Source organism: Candidatus Accumulibacter meliphilus, from assembly GCF_036625345.1.
Lineage (GTDB): Bacteria > Pseudomonadota > Gammaproteobacteria > Burkholderiales > Rhodocyclaceae > Accumulibacter > Accumulibacter meliphilus.
Genome location: NZ_JAZKTZ010000001.1, coordinates 702,299 through 728,599, shown reverse-complemented (window position 1 = coordinate 728,599; position 26,301 = coordinate 702,299). Strand labels below are relative to the sequence as shown.

Below are 26,301 nucleotides of genomic sequence, written 5' to 3'. Positions count from 1 at the left end.
CGCTCATTGCAGCGGCGGCAACGGCCGGCGTGACGCTCCGGTTGTCGTCAGCCGGGGCGTGAAGATGTCGGGGAGCGAGGCGGCACAGAGCCGCTGGCACACGCAGCTTCGGCAGAACAAAGCGGCATCCTGGAAGCACGGCGATGCGACTCGGGTGAAGCGACAAACGCGTCACGCTGCTGGCTGATCGACCTCGCCGACCATGATCTACGGGAGGTGCGCTGCTCACCGCCCACAACTCGTGATGAAGTGCTGGCGCTATATCCAGAGGTGTTGGCGGTGGAACCGTTCGAGGCAGTCATCACACCGCGCCAGCGGCATAGGTGATGTCGATCATGCTCTTGGTGTAGCTGTCCTGATCCTCTTCCTGGAACAGGACGTGCCGCTTCTGCATCTCGCCCCTCTCCATGTTCCAGAGCATGCTCATCGTGGCCGACGGCGTGTTGGAGACGATGAAGGAGTGCAAGTGCACGCTTTCGTCAGCGAGCCGTTGCTCGATTTCCTTGATGCTCTGGTGAAACTGAATTTTCGGGTCGCTCGGCCCGAGGTTCCGGACGCCTTTGGGATCGACGAAGATGACGTGTTGCTTGCCGTCGGCGAGCAACCACAGGATGAAGTCGGGGTGGAAGTTGCCGGCCTCGAAGAAGCCCACGCCGCAGCCCTTGCTGAGGTTGCGCAAGAGGTAGAGTTCTCTGGTCTTGAAGAAGGCGGCGTTGCTGTCATGGAAGGCCTTGAGATCCTCGACAAAGCGGAGTTCGCCCTTGTTCAGCGGCGTAGGGCTGATCTCGACGATCTTGGTGTCGAGATACAACAGGGGCTGATAGAGGTGCTGACCGAAGCAGACCGCCTTCAGGCCCGCGAACGCCCACGTCTTCAGCTCTCCCTTGTTGATGACGGCCTTCAGCTCTCCAAGCTTGGCGACGATCTCCTTCTCCGATTTGTCGACCAAGACGCGGTAGTAGCCCTCGTCGGGCGACTCCGTGACGCCCAGAAAGTTGGGATCGCCGCCCTCCAGATCGCGATACTCCAGGTGCGGTAACTCCCAATCGCGCTTGCGGAAGGTGTAGTAGCGCTCGGTGTACTTCTTGAGCAATGAAGCGGCGATCTCATCCCACAGGCGCAGCTTCTCGAAAGAATCGAAGGCCAGCTCTTCAGCAGGAATCTGAAGCCGGTACCAACTCTGATCGGCGAGCAAACGCTCGATCCCTTGCCGGGTCAGGTTGAGGTGGTACCAGCCGCGCTCGGCCTTGAAGCGCTCCAGTTCAAAGGTGAGCCGGTCGAGGTCGAGGAAAGCGACATGCCGAGCACCGAGGTGCGTCTCGTTTGGCGCGGCATCCGCGTCGCCGCCAATCAGACCGCCAGATTTCATCGCCTGAATCTTCGGGTACCAGTTGAGGACAATCTGGTTTTTCTGCAGGGAAGCCGTGCCTGGATCGCTGGCCGAATCCGGCCTGGCCAGTGTCGGCACTGGTCCGAGTTTAGGAAACGCATCGCCGAATTCGGTGCTGACGCCGTTGATCGTCTTCCTGAGGCGGACAGTCTTGAGCGTTTGCGTACCGAGGTTCCTGATCACCGGCAAGCGGAACTCGCTGCGATCGTCGTTGGTGGGCAGGCCTTCTTCTTCGAGGAAGTCGCGGAACTGCGCCATGTAGTCGGCGTGTATGCCGAAGATGCCAAGTGTCTCCAGGACGGCAACGTGCTCGGGCCGATCGACACCCTCGGGGAGCCGCGCCTTGCTGCTGCGCTTGAGGCTCAGGTCGTAGCCCTTGAGTCGTACGCCGCGTCCGAAAAGCTGGATGATCTGGGCGCCTTCTCCCTTGCCAACATTCATCAGGCCCATGGTAGAGACGCGCCAACTGCTCCAGCCCTCGGTGAACTTCTTTGACCCCATCAGAAGATTCACCGTCGACTGCGGCGTGTTGATCTCCTGAAACAGCGAGCCCGAGAATTCGCGCTCGCCGGTAGCAAGACGATGCTGCTCGCACAGTTTCACGAGCTTGACATCGTCACCGACGTTGATGACCCCGAATGGCTCGTTGTCGGCGCCGATCCGCAGCGCGACTTCGCCGGTCGCTCCCTTCAGGTTCTCAATGTAGAGCTGCCCACCGCCCGGTGCATGGAAAAGGGTTTCCAGCGTCGCGTCGAAAACCTGCGCCGGGGAAAGCCCGCAGGTGTTGAGATAGACGAAGCGCCCGGCGAAGAGATTCCTGCCCGCCGTAGTGACGAGGCCGTGATGCAGGATACGTTCTATATGCTGGATACTGGCCGCCCGATCTGCCACATAGCGGCTGAAAAACTGCAGAATCTCCACGATATCCGACGCGTCGCGCGCGGCAAGCGTCGCCGTCACACTGCCACCCACGAAGATCCACAAGGGCTTCTCGATGTTGAACGGCCGAAATGTCGCGCCCTGCTCGCCGTAGAGACGCTGTTGCTGGAAGAACGACAGCAGGCAAGCCACCAGATACAACTCCAGATGCTTGCGCTGTGTTCCTTCGTCGAGGTTGAGGATCTGGTAGTCCTTGCCGAAGCCATCGCCGTAGAAGTAGCGGTAGGAGTAATCGAACAGCGTGCTCTTGGCGTACAGATCGATGAGTTTTGGCCTGCCCTTGACCGCCTGTCCGAAGGTGGTCGAGTACTCGAACGAAAAGCCTTGCTCGCACAGGGCATTGCGTGCGCGCATCCACGCCCCCTCTTCCCCGCTGCTTGTGCCGCGGTGGCCCTCGTCCACCAGCACCAGGTTGTTGCCTTCGAAGGCGTCGATGGCGATGGTCTTGTCGCCCATCTCGTCGCGCAGCCGGGTGACTTCGAGGATTTCGACCGCCTGCCCGGTGAACAGCCCGCGTCCGTCCTTGTTGAACAACTCGGCTTCGATACCCGCCGCCTCAAACTCGCGCAGGTGTTGCTGGGACAGGCCTTCGTTGGGCGTCAGCAACAGGATGCGGTTCAGTTCCCGCCGTCTGCCGTGTGTTTTCAGCGCCTGCTGGTACTGGAGGATGTTGGCGTGCATCAAGAGCGCCTTGCCGCTACCGGTAGCGCTCCAGTAAGCCAGTTTGTTGAGCTGCGACCAGGCCGCGGTGGTCGCGTCGAAGGCCGTAATCCGGTCGGCTTCTGGCTTGCCCGCGTTGTAGTTGGCCACCTGCGCGTTCAGTGCCGCCAGCAGCGCCTGGGGATCACGGAAGTAGCGGTCGAGATAGACTTCGGTGAATAGCAGAGTGAGGTACTGGAAATACTTCCAGACGATCGGCCGCTCGCCGCGCGTGATGCGTCGCTCGTTCAGCCGCTGTGTGTGCCTGACGATGTTCTGGTCGTATTCGAGCAGCAGGTCCGTCGGCAGTTGTGTCAGATTGAAGAGCTGCGCCGTCAGTGCATGGTAAAAGTGGTGGATGTTGTTTTCGTCGAGACCTTCGAGGCTCTCGTGGCGCAGGTGCTCTGCCAGCTCCTCGAAGTGCTTGACGTTGAACAGCGACAGCAACCACTGGTTCAAAACCAGCTTCTTCGCAAACGGTAGCTGTGGCTGCCTGGTGGCACGGCCGCGCGGCATCACTGATCTCCCTTGCTGGAACCGGACTTGCCAGGTGCACTCGGGAGCACGCTCTCTTCATCGAGCGTTCCTGCCGCCAGTTGCGTCTCGATGAACCGCTGCATCTCCTCTTTTTTCGGCAGTTCCAGCAGGTACTTCGATACGAACAGCCCGTTGTCGATACCGGCCAGCGCGTACTCCACCAGGGCATGGTCTTTTTGCGTGCACAGCAGGATGCCGACCGGCGGGTTGTCGCCTGCGGTCATCATGTTCTTGCGGTACCAGCTCACGTAGGTGTTCAGTTGGCCGATGTTCTCGTGGCTGAAGGCGGCGACTTTGAGCTCGACAAGGACATGGCATTTGAGAATACGGTGATAGAAAACGAGGTCCACGAAGTTGTGGGTGTTGCCGATCAGCACGCGCTTCTGCCGCGCTTCGAAACAAAAGCCGTGGCCGAGTTCGAGCAGAAAGTCGTGCAGCTTCGCCAGGAGTTGATCCTCAAGATGCGATTCGCTCATCACCTCCTCGGGCCTCAAGCCGAGAAACTCGAAGACGTAGGGGTCGCGAATGGCCAGGGTCGGTTCCGCTCGCTCCGCGCGCTCCTGTGCCAGGGCGGCCAGCTTGCTCTTGTCCATCGAAAGTCCGGATTGCTCGTAGTAGAGGCTGGCAATCTGCCGTTTCAGCTCGCGCACGGACCAGTTGCCACGGATACACTCCAGTTCGTAGAAGGCGCGTTTGGTTGCGTCGTCACATGACAGCAGTTCGGCGATATGACTGAACGAGAGCCTGGACAGGACATCGCCGGCCGTGATTCCCAATTCGGGAGTCGCCGACTCCCGATTTCCAGTGAAACCCGTTTGCGCCAGCAGCGTCGTGGCGAATTCGGGAGGCAGTGACTCCCGAATCTGCGGATAGGTCAGATAGAACTGGCGATAGCGCCGCAATTCCCTGGGCTCGGCCCGGCTGATGCCGGCAACGATCAGTCGATAGGACAGGCGCTCGATGAGGGTATCGCCATACTGGGCACGGTCCGACCCCTGTTGCTCGTACTCGGCGATGTACAAGCCGATCAGCCAGTTGCGCAGGGTGAGGCTGCTGTTGACCGCCCGTGACGCGTGCGCCGCCAAGCTCGCGTGCGCCCGCCCGATGCTCGTTACCAGATGTTCGAAAGACAGGGCCGAACGGGTCGGCTTGCGCACACTCATACGCCATCCGCCTCGAACATCAGCCGGTGGAAGTCCTCTTCGATCAGCCTCACCTTCCAGAGGGCGTCCGGGGTCTTGAGGTTTTCGAGATTGTTGCCGCCGTTCACGTAGATGAGATCGAATTCGCTGTCCCTTGCCGAACAGCTCTGCTTGGCAAACCATTCGTCGAGCACCAGGTTGTCCTGCTCGGGTTCGCCGGTCAGTTTGCGCCAGATGACCAAGGTCTTGCGACCGTCCGGCGTGCTACCGCTGACGGTACGGAACCAGTACGGGCCGCTGGCATCCTGCTTCAGGCGCCCATCGAGTTGCAGGCGCTTCTCGCTATCGCGTTCGAACGCCGCATTGAAAATCTGTCGCGCAGCGATGTGCCGGACGCTCAGGCCGATCAGCCAGTTGAAGGTTTCCAGCAGATCGACGTTAAGCTCGCGGCTTTCGTCCGACCCGGGCCGTTTGACCTTGAGCTTGTAGGCCGTGGGATCCGCAAAAGCTTGCACGTTGAGCAGCGTCGTGACGTGCGGTCTGCCCAGCTCTGCGATCCAGCCGGCCAGGGAGGCGTCCGTCGCTGCCAATACGCGCCTGGCGGCGAGCGCGAGCAAGTCTTTCTGCACTGGAGGTTTGTTTTTTTCCTCCCGAACATAGTCGGGCCAGTCGCCGAGCGTCGCCGAGCGTCGCCGAGCGTCGCCGAGCGTCGCCGAGCGTCGCCGGGCGGTACTCGAAGCGAATGACGAGTTCCTTGCCCTGCTCGCCGTCTTCCCGGGCGATGAAGTCGTGCCCGGAATCGCCAGCGGCCGCCAGGATAAACACCCGGTCCTTGCGCTCGACGGCCTTGACGTTGCCGTGTTCGCCCTCGGCGGCATCCGCCAGACGGAAGTGCACGCGCATGGGCTTGCGATCGTCGTCCGGGCGCAGGCGAAAGGCGTAGTCGCGCAGGTACTCGCTGGTCTTGATGTAATACTGGTCCTTGTTGGCCCAGTGCAGCGTAACCTCTTCGCCCTCGTAGGGAATGGCGTACACACCCGGCTTGTAGACGCGTTTGGCGAGAAAATCACCCTCGGAGTAGTAGCGACGGAAGAAGCTGAACAGGTGATCGTACACTTCGCTCTCCAGCGCGCCGATGTCCACTGCTTCGCTCGAAAGCCGAGCGCGCAGGTCGGCAACCTTGGGTGACTGCGCAGGATCCATGCCAGCGGCCTCGACGCCGCCGATGACCTTGGCCAGCTCCTTCTCGATCTCAGCCTTGTCAGCGGTCTTATATTGGCCGAATGCCGCCCTCACCTGCGGTAGCAAGTCCTTGTCGAGGAACTGCGACACTTCCGCGCTCTTGGCGTGCATGACGCGGTAGAGGCCGAAGTCCAGGTCAGGCTGGTCGAGCTGGAACAACTCCTGCAACAGGCTCTTCAGCTTTTGGTATTTCTGGGTCATCGCGTCGTTTGTCCTCTATCGATCATTCCGGGTTGGCGGCAGTCTACTGGACGGGCCAGCGGATGGTGAAAAGCGCTTCGCTCTCCGTATGCTGCGCGAGGCGTCGTTCCAGGGAGTCGATCAGGGTGTCGCGCTTCTCCATGATCTCGTCCTCGGCCTTGAAGATGTCCTGCCGCTGGCGGCACTGCTGCTTTTCCAGCTTCTGCAGCCGCTGTTGAATCTCGTGCTGCTCTTCCAGTGTGACGGCCTGGCGTGCCAGCCGTCGCAGGGACTTGATCTGCTCTTTGGTCGCGGCAAGTTCTTTCTCCGCTGACAGCACCCTGTCGTCAGCCCACTGTTCCAGCTTGTCGCGCGCCCGGTTGAAGTGGCCACTGTTCTGTTCGAGCGAACGGCTGATGGTCGCCTTGGCGTGCCGCGCCGCCTCGGCGTTCAGACGTTGCTGCACGGTAGCCGAGACATCTTCATGACCCTGCACGCACCCCGAGCAACTGAACAGTTTCTCCATGGTCTCCTGGTCAAGTGAAGCGCCGGTGTCTTCGAAGCCGGAGAACAGCAGGTAGTCCTCGCGTTCGTAGGACTCGACGACGAGGCGGGTGAGCGAGAGAAAACCGACCCGGCCACGAAGCGCTTTGACGGCATGGATGCGCGCCGGATGATGCGACACATCGAAGGCGATTCGCGCCGAGGGCGTCTCGACAGTCTTCGCGCTCTTGATGACATGCTCACCCAGCGGGTGCGAAACGCGGTAGAGAAAACGGGCTGTACTCCTCGCCACTTTCCCCGTTGGCAACCTGCGCCGCCCTGGGCCGCGACTTCGAGATCAGGTGGTAGTGGCCTCGCGCGATGTCGGTTCGAGGCGGGCGTCGAAGATCGAAAGCCAGCGCGTCGTCATCGAAGCGGGCGCGATCGTCGAGCATGAACCGGGTCAGGGACCAGAAGCGCTGGCCGAAGCGGTCGAGCTGCGCGCGTGCGTCGTCAAGTTGCAAGCGCAGGCGATGATGCACATCCTCGTCAAAGTGCTCGAACAAGGTCCGCCGTGTATCGTCAATGCGTGTGCGAATCTGCTCGTCCATTTCCGCCTGCAGGGTGCTGAACGCCACGTCAATTTCCTCTGACGTCCGGCACTGCTGGTAGATGGCGAGGATGCGCTTCTCGAAATCCACCCCCGACTCGATTGTCCCAAGCACTTCGTCCGAGGCGCCGAAGACGCCGTTAAAGAGACTGAACTTCTCGCCCAGCAATTCGAGAACGCGGCGGTCAGTGGCGTTGCGCTCGTTCAGGAAGTTGATCACGACAACGTCGTGCCTTTGCCCGTAGCGGTGGCATCGGCCAATGCGCTGCTCGATACGTTGCGGGTTCCAGGGCAGGTGGTAGTTGATGACCAGCGAGCAAAACTGCAGGTTGATGCCTTCTGCCGCTGCTTCGGTGGCAAGCATGATGGCGCTTGCGTCGCGGAAGTGTTCGATCAGGGCGGTGCGCACATCCACAGCGCGTGAAGCAGATGAACGCCCGGTGTCGCAGTTTTTCACAGCCCAGCGCTCGTAGACCGCGCTGGCTTCCGCCCCGCCGTTGCTGCCATTGAAGACCACCACTTGTCCGCGATAGCCGTGGGCTTCCAGAAAACTCTTCAGATATTCCTGGGTGCGCCGCGACTCGGTGAAAACCAGTGCTTTGCGCGCCGCACCGGTCGCAGCCATCCTTTCGAAACCGACATCGAGCGCGGTAAGCAAGGCCTTCGTCTTGCTGTCGATACCGATGCTGCGCGCCCAGGCCGCGAGCCGCTGCAGAATCTCGATCTCCTCGCGCAACTTCTGACGGTCGATCGTGGGTGACTCGCTTTCGTCTTCGGCATCGTCAGGTTCCGCGAGAATCTCGTCGAGCAGATCGTCCTCTATCTCTTCGGCCTCGATAAGCCCCGCGGCGAACGCCGCATCGTCCTGCCTCTTTTCGTCGCGCAGCGTTTCGAGGCGCGTACGCAGCGTGTCGAGCGTGGCAGCGATGGCCAGCGAAGAGGACGCCAGGAGTTTGCGCAGGATGAGTGCGGTCAGGTGTCGCTGGCGTGCGGGGAGTGCATAGCTATCATCACGCTGCAAGAATCCGGAGACGGCCTCGTACAGCGCGTGCTCGTCGTCACTCGGCGTGAACGGTCGCGTGATCGGTCTCCGTTCCGTATAGCGGATGTACTCCGTCACCTGGCTGCGCAGGGTACGTTTGCAGAAGCCCGCAAGACGCTGACGCAATGCTCCGATGTCGCTGCCAGCGCTGGCAAATTGAGATTGAAACGAGTTGAGATCGCCGAACAGGTGCTCGTCAATGAGCGTCGACAGGCCGTACAGTTCGAGCAGCGAGTTTTGCAGCGGCGTGGCGGTCAGCAATAGCTTGCGGGAATCCTCGGTCGCCCAGCGAATCCCTTGGCCGACCTTGTTGCTCGGCCGATAGGCGTTGCGCAGTTTGTGTGCTTCGTCAATGACGACCAGGTCCCAGGCGAAGGTCTTTATTTCCTCACGCAGTGCATTCGCGTAGTTCAAGGACATGATGAGCACGGCCTTCTCTGCCAGCGGCTCGCAACCGTTTCGCTGCCTCTCGCCATACGCCTTGGCGTCGAGCACCTGTGCAGGCAGATTGAACTTCTCTTGAAGCTCGGTCGCCCACTGCTTGCGCAGTGATGCCGGGCAGATCACCAGCAAGCGGCGTTTGCGCTCGGCCCAGAACTGACACAGCACAATGCCTGCCTCGATGGTCTTTCACCAGTATCTGCCAACGGTCCGCTACGAGAAGCAAGCGCGCCCGCCCAAGTTGCCGCCCCTCGCGGCTAAGCGCGGACAGCGCGAATTGCGTCTGCTGCACTACATGGATCGAACATTCGGGCTTTGCATCTGGCTTCATGTGGAATTCGATACTGGACTTTTTGGCCGGCATCGATATTGGTCTTCTTCCGTTCCGCGCGGACGGAAGAAACTGGCTTCTCAGAGCAGGGTCAGCATTCTCGATGGCAAACGGCCTGTTTTTGATCACGTACGTTGATGTGAAGGGGTGATTTGCCATCATCAAACTTGACCAAACTTTTGTGCGTGAAATCAGTGAGATACGATACGTTGCCAGGCACGAGTTGTGCTTGTTGCATGGTGCGCGTGCGGCACACAACGAGCCATTCGGCATGGCGACAAAACACCCGGAACGCAGGCAGGGTCAAGGCTGCGGGCGAAGCCCGCACCCGAAGGGCCTGGCCTTGATGCTGCCGGAGTGGAGGGTAGCCTTGGCGCGATGCCGAAGGGTGAGTGGCAAGAACGCCACCAACAACCATCAAAGAACGTGAACATCGCGCCATCAAATCGGGTGACCACACTCACTTATGTCCAACGCATCGCGGATGTGACAGTCACGAAACGTGGCAGGCCACCCAAGGGTGAACGACCGATGACTGACAGCGAGCGTAAACACGCTCAGCGGGCGCGCGACAGGCGGGCTGCCATAGAAGCGCCATAGGCGACGAGCAGAATGCTTCGCTAAGGGCGCTGCTGGCGATCCTGGCACGTGTCGAAAAGTCGGAACCAGCACGCCTTTCTGCACAGCGAGCGTGGGCCGAGTTTGGGCGGCGATATGGTTTCGTGAGTGTCACGCAAAATAAGCTGCGCATTGAATAAACACCGTCGAGGTACAACGAATGAGCGACAAAACGAAAGTAGACAACCTGCGCCCTGGCTGGAAACCCGGCCAATCCGGCAATCCCCAGGGCAGGCCGCCGGGCAGCAGGAACCGCATGACCCTCGTGGCATTGGCTGTCATGGAGGAAGGCGCCGACGCCATCGCAAAGAAGATCGTAGAAATGGCCAAGCAGGGAGACATGAGCGCCGCTAGGTTGGTACTCGAACGGCTGGTGCCACCGGCGAAGGAGCGCCCGGTATTCCTGCGCTTGCCAGACACCAACACCGCCGCGGGTATCACCCAAGCTCAGGCCACCATCCTGCAGGCCGTGGCTGCTGGCGACCTTCTACCCGGTGAAGCCGCGACCCTGGCCGGCATTGTGGAAGGGCAACGCAAGGCATTGGAGACACAAGAGCTTGAACAACGCATCGCCATACTGGAAAGCACGAAATGAGCACAGCCATCGAACGCCGGCTCATGAAGTTGAAGCAAGCGGCACAACCAGGAGAGAGCTGCATCGACCTTATTTGCCGCCGAATCATATCGCCCGATGGCGACAATGAAATCGTCCGAGCCCAGATCGACGACCGGATTCTCAAGCGTAATGCGGACGAAACCGAAGATGCCTTCGTCGGACGAGTAAAAGCGGAAGCGCGGGCGCGCACCACACCGCGGGCGCGCAGATTGATCCTACTGCCCGAGGAAAAGCAGCAATGACCAACACACTGGAACGTCGTCTGCACAAACTCGAAGAAGCGTTGCAGCCGAAGCCCCGGCAAACTGTCTGCCGCTTGAGCGAGCCCACGAACGATGAGACAGCCGAAAAATGGGCTGAGTACCGCCAACAGGTCAACGAGGCGGTAGCTCGCGGCGATTTCGTAATCGTGGTGGCGGCGATGCACCCGGCAGACAGACCCCGAATCGAGAAAGGCGCGACTTACTGCGGCACGGAATTCGAGGCGCAACTTATCGAAGCGTCGATGCTCCCCTCTGAGCGCGGCGGCAGGAGCCTCCTGGAAGGTGCCATCAAGGGCGCCATGGGCAACGTGTTTGGGCCGGTGGCCTGGCGCAAGGGCGAGGCATAGGCGGACGCTCTGGCCCGAGGCACAGCGAGGGCGTTGGCTTCGCTGGGGTCCCCGTACCACCCTGCCTGCCGTGGTTGGCTGTGGCGCTGGATGTCGGTCTGGCGCCTGCGATTGATGCGGGAGAGGCGAGCCCCGCGCCAGAATGGCTAGATACTGACCGAGCCCAATGGTCCCGACTTCTGACCGGCCCCTCGGGGCTTCTTCACAGCCTAGCCAATCAAGCGCCTGGAAACAATCGGGCCCGACTACAGGGTAACGAGAGCGCCGACCGTGACCGGTACCCGTCTCAGGTTGACAGATTCCGGTTACAAAGTTCTTACACGTAAGGCAGAAAGCAAAAAGCCCAACCTTTTGAGTCGGGCTAACTGCTTGTTTTCTTTGGTGGCCAAGCGCGGAATCGAACCACGGACACGCGGATTTTCAGTCCGCTGCTCTACCAACTGAGCTACTTGGCCATCGAGTGCGGCAGTATATCGAATCGATTCTCTGTCGTCAAAGCCAACAGGGCAATCGCAGCCCTGACGCATGACCCAGCCGAATCAGGCTCATTTGCCGGTAACGCCCGCTTTTGCGGTCGAGGCGGTCAGATTGCGGTTGGCTAGCGGCAAAGAACGGGTGGTGGAGTCAGCCAGGAGGATGCCGAAAGAATTTTTTGGACGGCGGTACGATCGCCAGGCGAGCCTTTCCGAACGCGGCGTACGCCGCGCTCGAGAGGATGTTTCGGGTACGCCTGTGTGAGGTCACTCAAGTTGAAGCAGGAATGGAGCGGCGAGGAGCGCGCGGATTCGTGCTGGGTCGAGCCAGGGGGCGGCGCAGGAGCTTCGGATAAAGGCGATGGCACCGCGCACGCCGAGTTGCTGATAGAGATCGCGTAGCTGTCGGGTGAAGCGTGCCAGGGTATTGAACACATGCGCCAGGCGCATGAGGAGGTGATAGCCTTTCATGGCATTCCAGTCGAGGGCAAAGGCATGCTCGTAGTGGTAGCCCTGATGTTTTTCGACGAGGAAGCCCGCTTCGATGCCCCAGCGGTGGCGGGCGCCGAGGTTGCAGCGCTCATGGACATTGTCTTGGCTGAGCGGTTGGCTGGAGAGCCAGGCGTGGCGCGATGTTTCGGTGACGGTCCTGGCCTGTTCATCGATCTTCTCCCAGCTTTCCTCACAGACCACCAGATTCAGCTTGAGACGCTGACGCCCGTTGGCAGCGAAGGCGTAGTCGATGTCGTTGACCCAGCTGAAGTGTTGTCGGCGTCTTCCCCAACCGCGCTGCACGGCTTGTGGCTTCAGGGCGTGGAGCGCGCGGAACTCCTGCCAGACCGTGGACAAATCCTTGTCCTTGAGCACGATCATGAACTGCCAGTGGGCGCGCAAGCAGCGCCGCATCACCGGCCCGTTGGCGTAGAGGCCGTCGAGCAGGAGCAGGATCGGCAGGCGGGGGAACAGCGTCTTGAGCCGGTCGCTCAAGCGCACAAAGCCGCGCAGCTCGCAGTCCTGCTTTTGCGCTTCGGTATCGCCCAGCGCGTGTTCGAGGAACTCGCTGAGCAGTGGGATGACCAGGCCGTTGTGGAAGGCAAAGCTGGCCTCGAGGACGTAGACGAAGTACTGAGTGTGACGGGTTTCGTCCTTGCCGACGGTACGTTGCAGGAGTTCCTCCGTCCAGAGGGTGTCGCCAGCGAGCTTCTGTGAGCCGTCGATGGCGATCGGATAGCAGTGGTCGATCAGATAGCGACGAAAGTTCTTGCCGCGAATCAGCCGCTTCACCAGATCGACGTGGGCCTGCTCGAGCTGTTCAAGGTCAATGTCGCGCAACAGCCGAAACAGGGTGTCGGCGTGTGGCAGGGTGTCGATCTCCGGGAACAGCAGCTGCAGGTTGGTCATGAACTGGGGACGGGATATTTCGCGGTTGGTCTCGCGCCGGGAAGAGAACTGAAAGACGAACATCAGCAAGCCGTAGAGCAGAAGCACGGTCAGCTTGTGCCGGCGCTTTTTGGGATCTCTCGGGTCGGGAATTTGTTCCAGTTGAGCGAGCAAGGCGGGCAGCTCTTTGCGCAGGAGGCGCATCTGTTTGCTCACGGCGTCCTCGCGGGCCTTTTGTTCCTCGTCGACGGTCGCGAAGGCCGAGCTTCTGTTGGGCAATGGAGCGGCTGAGTGGGGGACTTGTCCCGTTGCGCGCAGCTTCGCGTTCAGTACCTTCTCCTGCCGTTTCTTCTCCGAGCGCAGTTTCTTGATGGCCACGCGTGTCGGGCGACGGCAAGGTTTGCTCATGACCGCGGGCTCCCCGGCGCGGCGCACAGCGCGGCGCAAGCATCCGAGGTCAGCGCTTTGACCCACACCTGGCGGGGCGTGCTGTGATAGGACTGGCCAGGGCGGGCCAGCCCGCGCCCGCTGCTTGCCCCAAGCAACTGCCAACCGGCGGCACGGTAGCAGGTGCCGGCATAGTGACGCGGATCGACGAAGGTCTCCAGCAGCAGGGGCTCGAAGCCCCAGTGCTCGAGCCAGTCCGCGCGTGCGCGGCGCGCGAGTTGCCCGAGCACATGGCTGGCCAGATGGGGTACGCGGACGTGCGGAAAGATCAGGAAGCGGCTGTTGTTCACCACCCGCGCCACGTTCTCGCGGCGGGCCTGGGCCGTCCAGCCGATCCACTGATCGCGCACGGCCACCGCGCGGGCAGCACCGGACAGCAGGACGCAGCCCAGCCGCCGCTCGCCCGCCTTGATGAAGTAGCGCAGCCGGTAACCGAAGGCCCCCTGGAAACCCAGCGGGTGCCAGCGCGCCACCAGCGCATCCCACTGCGCCACCCGGGTCGCGTCGCGAACCACTGCCAGGGACACCGGCGCGAGCGCCGACAGGGCGCAGTGCACCGCCGGCTCGGCAACGGGGGCGACTGGGGCGGCGGATGCCGATGGCGGCGCGCAACGGCGCGGCGGCGAGGGCCTCAACGCAGGCAGTACCAGCAATCCGGCCGCCTGCAAACGCTCCAGGAAATCCAGGCAGGCGCTGATCTTCGCCGTCCCCGTCAGGGTCGTCCAGCCCAGGTGCTCGCACACCGTCGCCGCCAACTCCTTGCGTGCCAATCCCGGCAGCCACGCGACCGTCGCGCAGAGCTCGGCAATCTCCGTCGCGCTGAACACGCGACCACAGTGCACCCATTCCCCCGCACTCGTTGCAAGCATCGCAAAACCTCCGACTGAAGCGCAGATTGATTACGCTCCACCTATCCTGCCAGAAGTCCGCCCGGCCGTCTAGCCCTCTTGTGCGAAGGTTTTTTTTGCCTGCCCACCGCAACGCCTTGCCACTACTGGGCCGGCGTCGTCATGCTTCAGCGCTGGGGCAATCGCATGAATATAATGCGCGACTGAGGAAGCGGGCGCCGCCGTTGGCGGTGCTCGCGGCAAAAAAACGGCGCACCTGGCCCCCTTTCCCGGTCGTGAGTTTGCCACTTTGTCCGCTCTCGCCTGCTCATTTCCGCGGCCAGTCGGCTAAGCTTATGCCTCGTCGCCTTGGCGACGCGATTTCTGGACCAATGCACGCCACTTTGGGAGGGGGTGATGAGTGCCAGATCACCCGCCATCGTTGAACACAGGTCCAGTGAATGAACGCACGTATCCGCTTCGCCATCTCGGTGATCATCCTCGGTCTGCTGATGACCGGCCCCTTTGTCATTACCGCGCTGCTGATCTGGGCCGGCGCAAAAGTGCCCGAGCGGGCAATGCTCGTGCAGCTGATCGCGCCGCATCTTTCGCTCGGCGCGATGATGACCACTTTCGGCTTCGTCCTCGGCCTGCTGGTGATCCGCTACCTGTTCCGCCAATACGTGCAAGGGCTGCTCAAGATGGCCGAATGCCTGCGCCTGATGCTCACCGCCAACCGCGACTTTCGCGTCGTTCCCGAAGGCCCGCCCGAAGTCCGGCAGCTGGCCGAGGCGACCAACGATCTGGCGCAGCAACGTGATGGGCTGATGGACGACGTAGACATCCAGATCGCGGCCGCCAAGGCCTCGGTTGAGGAAGAGAAAAACCGCCTGGCGGCACTGATGTCCGAGCTGGCGCAAGCGGTGGTGGTCTGCAATCTCGACGGCCGCATTCTTCTCTACAACAGCCGCGCCCGGCTGCAGTTCAGGACCCTGGCGCAAGGCAGCACGACGGGCGCCGGGGGCGCGCTGATCGGCCTCGGCCGTTCGATTTTCTCGATCCTTGAGCGTAATCAGATCGATCACGCGCTCGAAGTGGTGCACCAACGCCTGCAAAAAGGCGCCGGGGCGGCGATCGCCAACTTCATCACCACCGCTCGCGGCGGCCAACTGCTGCGCGTGCAAATGGTGCCGGTGCTGTCGATCGCCGACGACTCGCCGGAGAACGACATCAGCGGCTACGTGCTCACCGTCGAGAACATCACGCGCAGCCTGGAACAGGAGTCGCGCCGCGATCAGGTCCTGCAATCGCTGACCGACGGCAGCCGCGGCAGCCTGGCCAACATCCGCGTCGCGGTCGGCAACCTGATGGACTACCCGGACATGGAAGCGGCGGTACGCGAGCGCTTCGTCGGTATCGTCAGCGACGAAGTCGTGCGCATGAGCCAGCGCCTCGACCAGACGATGAACGAGTTCGCCGATTCGTTGAAGACACGCTGGCCGCTGGAAGACGTCCTCGGCATCGACATCATCGCCGCCGCCCAGCGCCGCATCGAGGAGCAACTCGGGCTACCGAGCAAGACCGAGGAAATCGACGATGCACTGTGGCTGCGCGCGGAGAGTTTTTCGCTGGTCTTTTCGATCTGTTGCCTGGCTTTCCGCCTGCTCGAGCATTACCAGATCAAGGAGTTGCGTTTCCGGCTGCAACCTTTCGGCAAACTGGCCTACCTGGACGTCATCTGGAGCGGACAGGCGATGTCGTCGGAGACTTTTTACACCTGGGAAACGGAACCGATGCAGGTCGGCACGGAGAACTCGCCGCTGTCGCTGCGCGACGTCATCAACCGGCACGGCGGCGAAGTCTGGTACCAGCGCGACAAGGCCGCGCACTGCGCCTTCTTCCGACTGGTCCTACCGGTGGCGATTCCCGAAACGCAGGCTGAAAGCGAGGCCATCGACGACGAGCCAGATGCGCCCCGAGTACTACGATTTCGACCTCTTCCACTTTCGCGATCAGAGCATCGACCTCGACCGACCGCTGGCGGATCTCAGCTATACGGTCTTCGATACCGAGACCACCGGCCTCGAACCGGCGGCCGGCGACGAGATCATCCAGATCGGCGCGGTACGCATCGTCAACAACCGCATGCTGCGCCAGGAGAACTTCAACGAACTGGTGGACCCCGAGCGCCTGCTGCGCCCCGAAGGAATCCGCATCCACGGCATCACCGACGACATGGTGCGCGGCCAACCAAGCATCGACGCGGTGCTGCCGGCCTTCCACGACTTCTGCAGCGATACCGTCCTGGTCGCGCATAACGCCGCCTTCGACATGCGTTTCCTGCAACTCAAGGAGGAACGTACGGGAATTATTTTCAGCCAGCCAGTGCTCGATACGCTACTGCTCTCGGCCGTACTGCACGCCAACCAGGACTCACACCAGCTGGAGAAAATCGCCGAACGTCTGGGGATCAGCATCGAAGGCCGACACAACGCCCTCGGCGACGCTGTCGCCACCAGCGAGGTCTTCCTGAAGATGCTGCCGCTGCTCGAACAGATGGGAATCAGCACCTTGAGGCAGGCGCTGGAAGCTTCGCAGAAAACTTATTTTGCGCGGGTGAAGTACTGACGCACGACTGACGCGTGACAAAAGCGCGTACCGGTCAACAGACCGGTACGCGCAGGCGGCGCTGCGGCCTTACTCGACAGTCACCGATTTGGCCAGATTGCGTGGCTTGTCGACGTCGGTGCCGCGTACCAGCGCCACGTGGTAGGCGAGCAATTGCAGCGGCACGACGTGCAGCAAGGCCGACAGGGCACCGTAGTGCTCGGGCAGGTGCAGGACGTGGATGCCGTCCGACTCCTGCATCTCGCTGTCGGCGTCGGCAAAGACGTAGAGTTCTCCGCCACGCGCGCGCACTTCCTGAAGATTGGATTTGAGCTTTTCGATCAGCGCGTCGTTGGGAGCGACGGCAATCACCGGCATGTCGCGGTCGACCAGCGCCAGGGGGCCGTGCTTGAGTTCGCCGGCCGGGTAAGCCTCGGCGTGGATATACGAGATTTCCTTGAGTTTCAGCGCACCTTCCATGGCGATCGGGTAATGGCGACCGCGGCCGAGGAACAGGGCGTGCTGCTTCATCGAGAACTGCTCGGACCAGTTGCGAATCTCGGGCTCGAGTTCGAGGATCTTGGTCACCGCGAGCGGCAGGTGCCGCAAGGCGTTCAGTTCGGCGACTTCGGCCCGCTCGCCGAGGCGACCACGCAGCTTGGCGAGCACCAGGGTCAGCAGATAGAGGGCGGCGAGCTGGGTGGTAAAGGCCTTCGTCGAGGCGACGCCGATTTCCGGACCGGCGCGGGTAATGAAACGCAGGCTGTTCTCGCGCACCAGCGACGACTCCGGAACGTTGCAGATGCACAGCGTGCGCAACATGCCGAGCGACTTGGCGTGCTGCAGGGCGGCGAGGGTATCGGCGGTCTCACCCGATTGCGAGATGGTCACCAGCAGGGTCGTCGGGTCGGGGACCGAGTCGCGGTAGCGGTATTCGCTGGCGACTTCGACCGAGCACGGAATGCCGGCGATCGACTCCAGCCAGTAGCGCGCCACCAGGCCTGCGTGGTAGCTGGTGCCGCAGGCGATGATCAGCACTTGCCGGACATCCTTGAGAACCTCTTCGCTGGCCGCACCAAACAGGCCTGGCTGGATGCTGTTCGCGGTACCGAGCATTTCGAGCGTGTTGGCCAGCGCCACCGGTTGCTCGAAGATCTCCTTCTGCATGTAGTGCCGGTACTGGCCAAGTTCGACGGCGTCTGCAGAGAGGTGCGATTCGCTCTCGGCACGTTCGACTGGGGTGCCGTCGATGGTCGTGATGCGGTAGCTGTCGCGCATCAGTTCGGCACAATCGCCGTTTTCGAGATAGACCATGCGCCGCGTGACCTGCAAGAGCGCCGAGGCGTCCGAAGCGGCGTAGCAGCCATCGTGGGTGAGGCCGAGCAGCAGCGGCGATCCTTCCCGGGCCACGACGACGCGGCTGGGATCGGCTTCGCGCAGCACGGCAATGGCGTAGGCGCCCTGCAACTGCTTGATGGCCTTGCAGACGGCAGCCAGGAAATCAGGGGTGGTCTTCAGCTCGTAGGCGATCAGGTGGCCGACCACTTCGGTATCGGTATCGGAGGTGAACTCGTAACCGACGGCCTTGAGGCGCGCGCGTAGCGCCTCGTGATTCTCGATGATGCCGTTGTGCACGACGGCCAGCCCCTCCGAGATGTGCGGATGGGCGTTGCGCTCACTGGGGACGCCATGCGTCGCCCAGCGGGTATGGGCGATGCCGGTGTGACCGGAAATCTGCGCGCTGTCTGCCTGCGCAGTGAGCTCGGCGACGCGGCCAACCGAGCGCAGGCGTTGCAGGCCGGCAGCGTTGATCAGCGCCAGGCCGGCCGAATCGTAGCCACGGTATTCGAGCTTGCGCAATCCTTCGAGCAGGACGGGGATGATGTTGCGGTCGGCGACCGCGGCAACGATGCCACACATGATCAGCTCACTTATTCACTTTTTGTGGCCGTTTCCAGCCGCTAATCGAAACCTGCCTGGCGCGCGAAATGGTCAGCGTGTCGGGTGGCGCGTCCTTGGTCAGCGTTGTACCGGCACCCAGCGTAGCGCCGCGACCGACGGTGACCGGGGCCACCAATTGCGTATCGGAGCCGATGAAGGCATCGTCCTCGATGATGGTCTTGAACTTGTTGGCACCGTCGTAATTGCAGGTGATCGTACCGGCGCCGATATTTACCCGACTGCCGATGATCGCGTCGCCGATATAGGCCAGATGATTGGCTTTCGACTGCGCGGCAACTTTGGTGTTCTTGAGTTCGACGAAGTTGCCGACATGCACGCCAGCGGCGAGTTCGGTTCCCGGTCGCAGGCGCGCGAAAGGTCCGATGACGCCATCCGGTCCGACGATCGCGTCTTCGATGTGGCTAAATGCGGCGAGGCGCGAGCCGGCACCGATGCTGGCGTTCTTGAGCACGCAGCAAGGACCGATTTCGACCGCTTCTTCGAGCAGCACCTGCCCTTCGAAAACGCAATTCACGTCGATGAACACATCGCGTCCGCAGCGCAGCTCGCCTCGCACGTCGATGCGCGCCGGGTCGGCCAGGCGCACCCCCTGCTCCATCAGGCGCTCGGCGGTCTGCCGCTGGGCGACGCGTTCGAGTTCGGCCAGCTGCACCTTGCTGTTCACGCCGAGCACTTCCCATTCACCCTGCGGCTGCGTGGTCCGTATCGGCACACCGTCGGCGACCGCCATGCCGACAATGTCGGTCAGGTAGTACTCCTGCTGGGCGTTGTCGTTTGACAGACGGCCCAGCCATTCGGCGAGGCGCGCCGTCGGCAGGGCGATGATGCCGGTATTGACTTCGCGAATGCTGCGCTCTTCGGGCGTGGCGTCCTTCTGCTCGACGATGCGCACCACCTCACCTGCGGCGTTATGCACGATACGACCGTAACCAGTGGGGTTGGCCAGTTCGACGCTAAGAATGGCCAGTGCGCCGCGCGCTGCGTGCACCAGCTTCTTCAGGGTTTCGGCCTGAATCAGCGGCACATCGCCGTAGAGCACCAGCGTCGTCTCGGCAGCGCTGAGTTGCGGAATGGCCTGCATGACCGCGTGGCCGGTACCCAGTTGCGGCTCCTGCAGGACCCAGCGCAGATCCGGTGCAGCGATGGTCGTGCGCACGGCGTCACCCCCGTGGCCATAGACCAGACAGACCGTCTCGGGAGAAAGACTGCGAGCGGCAGCGATGACGTGCTCGACAAGGGCCTTGCCGGCGACCGGATGAAGAACCTTGGGCAGGTTCGAATGCATGCGCTTGCCCTGGCCAGCAGCGAGAATGACGATATTCATTGGCTAAACCCCTAACACCCCGTTCGAGGCGACGGTCTTGTCGTGGTCCTGCGGCCCTCTGTGGCTGGCGTACGGCGCTCGCCAGCCGGCACGAAGCGCAGCTGCAAAGCAAATCTGGAACCTCCCCTGCCGCCAACGGTATTCTTTCAGGAAGGACCGCGCGCGGCGCGGAATTATGTCACAAGGCAGGGTTTGCAATGCCGCGCGGCACCTCGTCGTGGTGCGGAAAAGAAGTGCCGCGACCGCAGACTGAAAACTCAGCGTGGCAGATCGGAACGACCCATCAGAAAGGCATCGACTTCGCGTGCGCACTGGCGGCCTTCACGGATTGCCCAGACGACCAGCGACTGACCACGCCGCATGTCACCGGCGGCAAAGACCTTGGCAACGCTGCTGGCATAGCAGCCATGGCCATCGGTGGTCGCCTTGACGTTGCCACGGGCGTCGAGTTCAAGGGCCAGTTGTTCCAGCAAGCCGTTCTTGATCGGCGCGACGAAGCCCATCGCCAGCAGCACGAGATCCGCCGGAATATTGGCTTCGCTGCCCGCAACTTCGCTCATGCGGCCGTTTTGCCACTCGACACGGACCAGCTTCAAAGCCTTGACCTTGCCGTTTTCGCCGATCAGTTCCTTGGTGGAAACGGCGAAGTCGCGCAGGCAACCCTCTTCGTGCGAAGACGAGGAGCGCATCTTCAATGGCCAGTAAGGCCAGGTCAGGCTCTTGTTCTCGCTCTCCGGTGGTTGCGGCATCAATTCGAATTGCGTCACTGACAGCGCGCCATGACGATTGCTGGTGCCCACACAGTCGGAACCGGTATCGCCCCCGCCGATCACCACCACGCGCTTGCCGGTGGCCTTGATCTGTGCCGGCACCTGATCGCCGGCGTTGACCTTGTTCTGCTGCGGCAGGAAGTCCATGGCGAAATGCACGCCATCGAGGTCACGGCCGGGCACGGGCAGGTCGCGCGGCGATTCCGCGCCACCGGCAAGAATCAGCGCATCGAACTCGGCCAGCAAGCGCTCGGCGGGAATCGACTGCTCGGAATCGCCGCCAATTTCCTGGTTGACGCGAAACTCGACGCCCTCGGCTTCCATCTGCGCGATGCGCCGGTCGATATGTGATTTTTCCAGCTTGAAGTCGGGGATGCCATAGCGCAACAGACCACCCAGGCGGTCGCTTTTCTCGAAAACGACGACGCGATGCCCGACGCGCGCCAACTGCTGCGCCGCCGCCAGACCGGCCGGCCCGGAGCCGACGACAGCGACGGTCTTGCCGGTCTTGACCTTCGGCGGCTGCGGCAGGATCCAGCCTTTTTCCCAGCCCTTGTCGACGATCGCATGCTCGATCGACTTGATGCCGACGGGGTCGGTATTGATGTTCAGCGTGCACGCGGCTTCACAGGGTGCCGGACAGATGCGGCCGGTAAAATCGGGAAAGTTGTTGGTCGAATGCAGAATGGCCAGCGCCTGCTCCCAGTGGCCCCGATACACCAGGTCGTTCCAGTCGGGAATGATGTTATTGACCGGGCAACCCGTATTGCAGAACGGAATGCCGCAGTCCATGCAGCGAGCACCCTGCAGACTGGCCTGCTCGTCGTTGAGAGTAAGGATGAACTCGCGGTAATGCTTGAGACGTGACTTGGCCGGCTCACTGACTTCCGCCAGACGCTGATACTCGATGAATCCAGTCGGCTTACCCATGCTTATGCTGCCTCCAGTTGCTTTTGCGCCGCGATCTCGGTGAGTACCCGACGGTACTCGTGCGGCATGATCTTGACGAACTTGGCGCGATACTTGCCCCAATCGTCGAGCAGCCTCCGCGCCTGCAGGCTGCCCGTGTGGCGATGATGCTTTTCGACCAGGCCCTTGAGCAGTACTTCGTCGACAACCCCGAGGTGACGCACATCCACCTTGCCATGACCTTCCAGCTCGTCACCCGCGTCGCTGCCCTGACGGGCGGCAAACTCTTCCTCGACCGGTTCGAGCGACACCTGCGCCATGTTGCAGCGCGACGCGAAAGTACCCTCCTCGTCGAAGACGTAAGCCACTCCACCGGACATGCCGGCAGCAAAGTTGCGGCCGGTAAGCCCGAGCACGACCACGGTGCCACCGGTCATGTACTCGCAACCATGATCGCCGACCCCTTCGACGACCGCTGTCGCACCCGAGTTGCGGACCGCGAAACGCTCACCGGCGACGCCGGCAAAGTAGGCTTCGCCTTCGGTCGCACCGTAGAGAACGGTATTGCCAACAATGATGTTGTGCAGGGCTTCGCCGCGGAAACCGGCATGCGGACGAACGATGATGCGCCCACCAGACAGCCCCTTGCCGACGTAGTCATTGCCTTCGCCAACCAGGTCGAGGGTCACGCCGCGCGCCAGGAAGGCGCCAAAACTCTGCCCTGCCGTGCCCTTGAGACGAATTTCGATCGTTCCATCCGGCAAGCCGGCGTGGCCATAGCGTTCGGCCAGCCGACCTGAGAGCATTGCTCCGACGGTACGGTTGAGGTTGCGCACCGGCAGGTCGATGCCGACTTTTTCGCCGCGTTCGAGAGCCGGCCTGGCGAGCGCAATGAGCTCGTTGTCGAGCGCTTTGGCGAGCCCGTGATCCTGCTCTTGCTGGTGGAAAACCGGCGTTTCGTCGGCGGCTGCCGGACGATTGAAGATGCGGCTGTAATCGAGCCCGCGAGCCTTCCAGTGGGTGATCCCCTTCTGCATGTCGAGCAGGTCGCTACGGCCAATCAGTTCGTTGACGCTGCGCACCCCCATTTGCGCCATCAGTTGGCGCAGTTCTTCGGCGACGAAGAAGAAGTAATTCACGACGTGTTCGGGCTGGCCAGAGAACTTGCGACGCAGCAGCGGGTCCTGCGTCGCCACACCCACCGGGCAGGTGTTGAGGTGGCACTTGCGCATCATGATGCAGCCTTCGACAACCAGCGGCGCGGTGGCGAAACCGAACTCGTCGGCGCCCAGCATGGCGCCAATGAGTACGTCGCGGCCGGTTTTCATCTGCCCATCGACCTGCACCCGAACGCGGCCACGCAGTCGGTTGAGAACCAGCGTCTGCTGCGTTTCGGCAAGACCGAGTTCCCACGGCGAGCCGGCGTGTTTGATCGACGACTGCGGGCTGGCACCGGTCCCCCCGTCGTGACCGGCGATCACCAGGTGATCGGCTTTGGCCTTGGTGACTCCAGCCGCAACCGTACCGACGCCGACTTCGGAAACCAGCTTGACACTGATCGAGGCCTTGGGGTTGGTGTTCTTGAGGTCATGAATCAGTTGCGCCAGATCCTCGATCGAATAGATGTCGTGGTGCGGTGGTGGCGAGATCAGGCCGACACCCGGCACCGAGTGACGCAGGAAACCAATGTATTCGGAAACCTTGTGGCCGGGCAGCTGACCGCCTTCGCCGGGCTTGGCACCCTGCGCCATCTTGATCTGGAGCTGGTCGGCATTGACCAGGTATTCGGCAGTCACCCCAAAACGCCCCGAGGCCACCTGCTTGATCGCCGAGCGCAGGCTGTCACCGGCTTGCAGCCGATAATCACGCTCGACCCGCGACTCGCCGATGACACTGGCGAGGGTCTCGCCACCCTCGAGGACCTTGAAACGTGCCGGGTCCTCACCGCCTTCGCCGGTATTCGACTTGCCGCCGATACGATTCATGGCAATCGACAGGGTGCTGTGCGCCTCGGTCGAAATCGACCCCAGCGACATGGCGCCGGTGGCGAAACGCTTGACGATCTCTTTCGCCGGCTCGACCTCGTCGAGGGCGATGGCGGGTCCTGCCGGCTTGATCTCGAACAGACCACGCAGGGTCATGTGGCGCTGCGTCTGGTCGTTGATCAGCGTCGCGTATTCCTGGTAGGTCTCGGTCTTGCCGGTACGCGTCGCGTGCTGCAGCTTGGCGATCACATCAGGCGTCCACATGTGCTCTTCGCCGCGCACGCGATAGGCGTATTCGCCGCCGGCGTCGAGCATCGTCGCCAGTACGGCGTCGTCACCGAAAGCCTGACGATGCAGGCAAATCGCCTCTTCCATGATCTCGAAGACGCTAATCCCCTCGACTTGCGTCGAGGTACCGGTGAAATACTTGTCAACGACGACCTTCTGCAGACCGACCACTTCGAAAATCTGCGCCCCGGTGTAGGACATATAGGTTGAAATGCCCATCTTGGACATCACCTTGAGGAGGCCCTTGCCAACCCCTTTGATGAAATGCTTGATCGCCTTCTCGCCCTTCGCGGCGTCGCCTCCGACCAGGTGCTGCAACGTTTCCAGCGCCAGGTAGGGGTGCACCGCTTCGGCACCGTAACCGGCGAGTACCGCAAAGTGATGCGTCTCACGTGCAGCGCCGGTTTCGACAACCAGTCCGACCCGCGTACGCAGCCCCTTGGTGACCAGATGTTGATGCACCGCCGAGGTGGCCAGCAAGGCCGGGATGGCCACGTGCTCGGCGTCGAACTTGCGGTCCGAGACGATCAGAATGCTGGAACCGCGATGGACATGATCCTCGGCTTCGTGGCACAGCGAGGCCAGCCGTGCTTCGACGCCTTCATTACCCCAGGCCAGTGGATAGCAGATGTCGAGTTCGGCGGAGTGGAACTTGTTGCCGGTATAGGCCGCAATCCGGCGCAACTTCGCCATGTTGTCGAAATCGAGGACCGGCTGGGCAACTTCCAGGCGATACGGCGGGTTGATTTCATTGATCCCGAGCAGGTTCGGCTTGGGGCCGATGAACGACACCAGCGACATCACCAATTGCTCTCGGATCGGGTCGATGGGTGGATTGGTGACCTGCGCGAAGAGCTGCCGGAAGTAGTTGAACAGCGGCTTGCTGCGGTTCGAGAGAACGGCCAGAGGCGAATCGTTGCCCATTGAGCCGGTGGCCTCCTCGCCGGAGTTGGCCATCGGTTCGAGAATGAACTTGACGTCTTCCTGGCTGTAACCGAAGGCCTGCTGGCGATCGAGCAAGGACGCCGAGTAGGTGCGCGCCGAGACGCTGGCCGGTGCCGGCAGATCGTCAAGCTTGATATTGATGCGGCTGAGCCAGTCCTGATAGGGCTTGAGGCGCGACAGCGTGTCCTTCAACTCGCGATCCTCGATGATCCGTCCCTGATCGAGGTCGATCAGAAACATCTTGCCCGGCTGCAGGCGCCATTTCTTGACGATACGCTCCTCGGCAATCGGCAGCACCCCGGACTCGGACGCCATGACCACCAGATCGTCGTCGGTGACCAGGTAGCGCGCCGGGCGCAGGCCGTTGCGGTCCAGAGTGGCACCGATCTGACGCCCATCCGTGAAGGCGACGGCGGCCGGACCGTCCCACGGCTCCATCATCGCTGCGTGATACTTGTAGAAAGCGCTGCGTTTCGGATCCATCAGCGTATGCGACTCCCAGGCTTCGGGAATCATCATCATCATCGCGTGCGCGAGCGAATAGCCGCCCATGACCAGCAGCTCGAGGGAGTTGTCGAAAGCTGCAGAATCCGACTGCCCCGGATAGATCAGCGGCCAGATCTTTTCCAGATCGGCACCAAGCATCGGCGACCAGGTGCCCTTCTCGCGGGCGCGCATCCAGTTGTAATTGCCGCGTACGGTGTTGATCTCGCCGTTGTGCGCGATCATGCGGTACGGGTGGGCAAGCTGCCAGGTCGGGAAAGTGTTGGTCGAGAAACGCTGGTGAACCAGAGCCAGCGCCGAGACACAGCGCGGATCCAGGAGGTCGGTGTAGTACTGACCCACCTGAGTCGCCAGCAGCAAGCCTTTGTAGACGATGGTCCGCGCCGACATCGACGGCTGGTAGAACTCCTTGCTGTGCTTCAGCCCCAGCGCCAGAATGGCGTTGGCGGCGCTACGGCGAATGGCGTAGAGCTTGCGCTCGAGCGCGTCGGTCACCATGATGTCCGGGCCGCGGCCGATGAAGATCTGGCGAATCACCGGCTCGCGGGCGCGCACGACGGGCGACATCGGCAGTTCGCGATCCACCGGCACGTCGCGCCAACCGAGGACGACCTGACCCTCGGTGCGTACCGCACGCTCGATTTCTTCCTGGCAGGCAAGCCGGGACGCCGACTCTTTCGGCAGAAAGACCATGCCGACACCATAATCACCGACGGGCGGCAAGCGCACGCCTTTGCGGCCCATTTCCTCGCGAAAAAGGGCGTCGGGAAGCTGAATCAGAACCCCGGCGCCGTCGCCCATCAGCGGGTCGGCACCGACGGCGCCGCGGTGATCCAGGTTGTTCAGGATCAACAGCCCCTGCTCGATGATCGAGTGACTTTTCTGGCCGCGGATGTGCGCTACAAAACCGACGCCACAGGCATCGTGCTCGTTGGCTGGGTCGTAAAGCCCTTGCCTTTCAGGTATGGTCGAATCGATCACGCTCGAATCCTCACAAAAC

The 26,301-nt window shown here is 62.0% G+C and carries 17 protein-coding genes and 1 tRNA gene; 4 read left to right on the top strand and 14 right to left on the bottom strand.

The window, feature by feature from the left end; translation table 11 throughout:
- Nucleotides 1-301 precede the first annotated feature (301 nt).
- Genes V5B40_RS03165 through V5B40_RS03140 form a run of 6 tightly spaced genes read right to left on the bottom strand, consistent with a single transcriptional unit; the run spans nucleotide 302 to nucleotide 8,873 of the window.
- Nucleotides 302-3,544 (bottom strand): DEAD/DEAH box helicase family protein, encoded by a 3,243-nt coding sequence (locus V5B40_RS03165; protein WP_332353165.1) that lies wholly within the window; start codon nucleotides 3,542-3,544, stop codon nucleotides 302-304.
- On the bottom strand, nucleotides 3,544-4,728 hold the full coding sequence (locus tag V5B40_RS03160) for a PDDEXK nuclease domain-containing protein (RefSeq protein ID WP_332353164.1): 1,185 nt from the start codon (nucleotides 4,726-4,728) through the stop codon (nucleotides 3,544-3,546). Before V5B40_RS03160 ends, V5B40_RS03165 begins: the two co-directional genes overlap by 1 nt.
- Complete coding sequence (locus V5B40_RS03155) at nucleotides 4,725-5,222, bottom strand: hypothetical protein (RefSeq protein ID WP_332353163.1); 498 nt, start codon at nucleotides 5,220-5,222, stop codon at nucleotides 4,725-4,727. Before V5B40_RS03155 ends, V5B40_RS03160 begins: the two co-directional genes overlap by 4 nt.
- Nucleotides 5,146-6,150 carry a hypothetical protein gene (locus V5B40_RS03150; RefSeq protein WP_332353162.1) on the bottom strand — a complete coding sequence of 335 codons (1,005 nt, stop codon included), beginning with the start codon at nucleotides 6,148-6,150 and terminating at the stop codon, nucleotides 5,146-5,148. Before V5B40_RS03150 ends, V5B40_RS03155 begins: the two co-directional genes overlap by 77 nt.
- Before the next feature lie 43 nt (nucleotides 6,151-6,193).
- On the bottom strand, nucleotides 6,194-6,925 hold the full coding sequence (locus V5B40_RS03145; RefSeq protein WP_332353161.1) for an OmpH family outer membrane protein: 732 nt from the start codon (nucleotides 6,923-6,925) through the stop codon (nucleotides 6,194-6,196).
- The gene (locus V5B40_RS03140) at nucleotides 6,873-8,873 is read right to left on the bottom strand and encodes an SNF2-related protein (RefSeq protein ID WP_332353160.1); all 2,001 of its coding nucleotides are present in this window, start codon (nucleotides 8,871-8,873) and stop codon (nucleotides 6,873-6,875) included. The genes V5B40_RS03145 and V5B40_RS03140 overlap by 53 nt, the downstream gene beginning before the upstream one ends.
- A 941-nt stretch (nucleotides 8,874-9,814) precedes the next feature.
- On the opposite strand from V5B40_RS03140, the gene V5B40_RS03135 reads away from it, so the two are divergent.
- Genes V5B40_RS03135 through V5B40_RS03125 form a run of 3 tightly spaced genes read left to right on the top strand, consistent with a single transcriptional unit; the run spans nucleotide 9,815 to nucleotide 10,880 of the window.
- A complete protein-coding gene (locus tag V5B40_RS03135) occupies nucleotides 9,815-10,249 on the top strand; it encodes a DUF5681 domain-containing protein (protein WP_332353159.1) in 435 nt (144 codons plus the stop codon).
- Nucleotides 10,246-10,512 (top strand): hypothetical protein, encoded by a 267-nt coding sequence (locus tag V5B40_RS03130; protein ID WP_332353158.1) that lies wholly within the window; start codon nucleotides 10,246-10,248, stop codon nucleotides 10,510-10,512. The genes V5B40_RS03135 and V5B40_RS03130 overlap by 4 nt, the downstream gene beginning before the upstream one ends.
- On the top strand, nucleotides 10,509-10,880 hold the full coding sequence (locus tag V5B40_RS03125) for a hypothetical protein (RefSeq protein WP_332353157.1): 372 nt from the start codon (nucleotides 10,509-10,511) through the stop codon (nucleotides 10,878-10,880). The genes V5B40_RS03130 and V5B40_RS03125 overlap by 4 nt, the downstream gene beginning before the upstream one ends.
- A 379-nt stretch (nucleotides 10,881-11,259) precedes the next feature.
- On the opposite strand, the gene V5B40_RS03120 is transcribed toward V5B40_RS03125, so the two are convergent.
- The 4 genes from V5B40_RS03120 to V5B40_RS03105 all read right to left on the bottom strand — a co-directional run bounded on the left by V5B40_RS03120 (nucleotide 11,260) and on the right by V5B40_RS03105 (nucleotide 15,314).
- Nucleotides 11,260-11,335 (bottom strand) — tRNA-Phe (locus V5B40_RS03120).
- A gap of 285 nt (nucleotides 11,336-11,620) precedes the next feature.
- Nucleotides 11,621-13,141, bottom strand: a complete 1,521-nt coding sequence (locus V5B40_RS03115; protein WP_332353156.1) for a transposase family protein — start codon at nucleotides 13,139-13,141, stop codon at nucleotides 11,621-11,623.
- Nucleotides 13,138-14,049 carry a DUF4338 domain-containing protein gene (locus V5B40_RS03110; protein WP_332353155.1) on the bottom strand — a complete coding sequence of 304 codons (912 nt, stop codon included), beginning with the start codon at nucleotides 14,047-14,049 and terminating at the stop codon, nucleotides 13,138-13,140. Before V5B40_RS03110 ends, V5B40_RS03115 begins: the two co-directional genes overlap by 4 nt.
- A gap of 146 nt (nucleotides 14,050-14,195) precedes the next feature.
- Nucleotides 14,196-15,314, bottom strand: a complete 1,119-nt coding sequence (locus V5B40_RS03105) for a hypothetical protein (protein WP_332353154.1) — start codon at nucleotides 15,312-15,314, stop codon at nucleotides 14,196-14,198.
- A gap of 289 nt (nucleotides 15,315-15,603) precedes the next feature.
- Between V5B40_RS03105 and V5B40_RS03100 the strand changes: the two genes are divergently transcribed.
- Nucleotides 15,604-16,635 carry a 3'-5' exonuclease gene (locus V5B40_RS03100; RefSeq protein WP_332353153.1) on the top strand — a complete coding sequence of 344 codons (1,032 nt, stop codon included), beginning with the start codon at nucleotides 15,604-15,606 and terminating at the stop codon, nucleotides 16,633-16,635.
- 69 nt (nucleotides 16,636-16,704) lie between these two features.
- On the opposite strand, the gene glmS is transcribed toward V5B40_RS03100, so the two are convergent.
- The 4 genes from glmS to gltB all read right to left on the bottom strand — a co-directional run bounded on the left by glmS (nucleotide 16,705) and on the right by gltB (nucleotide 26,282).
- Nucleotides 16,705-18,534, bottom strand: a complete 1,830-nt coding sequence (gene glmS, locus V5B40_RS03095) for a glutamine--fructose-6-phosphate transaminase (isomerizing) (RefSeq protein WP_332353152.1) — start codon at nucleotides 18,532-18,534, stop codon at nucleotides 16,705-16,707.
- A 7-nt stretch (nucleotides 18,535-18,541) separates the two neighbouring features.
- Nucleotides 18,542-19,900 (bottom strand): bifunctional UDP-N-acetylglucosamine diphosphorylase/glucosamine-1-phosphate N-acetyltransferase GlmU, encoded by a 1,359-nt coding sequence (gene glmU, locus V5B40_RS03090; protein WP_332353151.1) that lies wholly within the window; start codon nucleotides 19,898-19,900, stop codon nucleotides 18,542-18,544.
- Between the two features lie 257 nt (nucleotides 19,901-20,157).
- A complete protein-coding gene (locus V5B40_RS03085; RefSeq protein WP_332353150.1) occupies nucleotides 20,158-21,600 on the bottom strand; it encodes a glutamate synthase subunit beta in 1,443 nt (480 codons plus the stop codon).
- 2 nt (nucleotides 21,601-21,602) lie between these two features.
- Nucleotides 21,603-26,282, bottom strand: a complete 4,680-nt coding sequence (gltB, locus tag V5B40_RS03080) for a glutamate synthase large subunit (RefSeq protein ID WP_332353149.1) — start codon at nucleotides 26,280-26,282, stop codon at nucleotides 21,603-21,605.
- Between the last annotated feature and the right edge of the window lie 19 nt (nucleotides 26,283-26,301).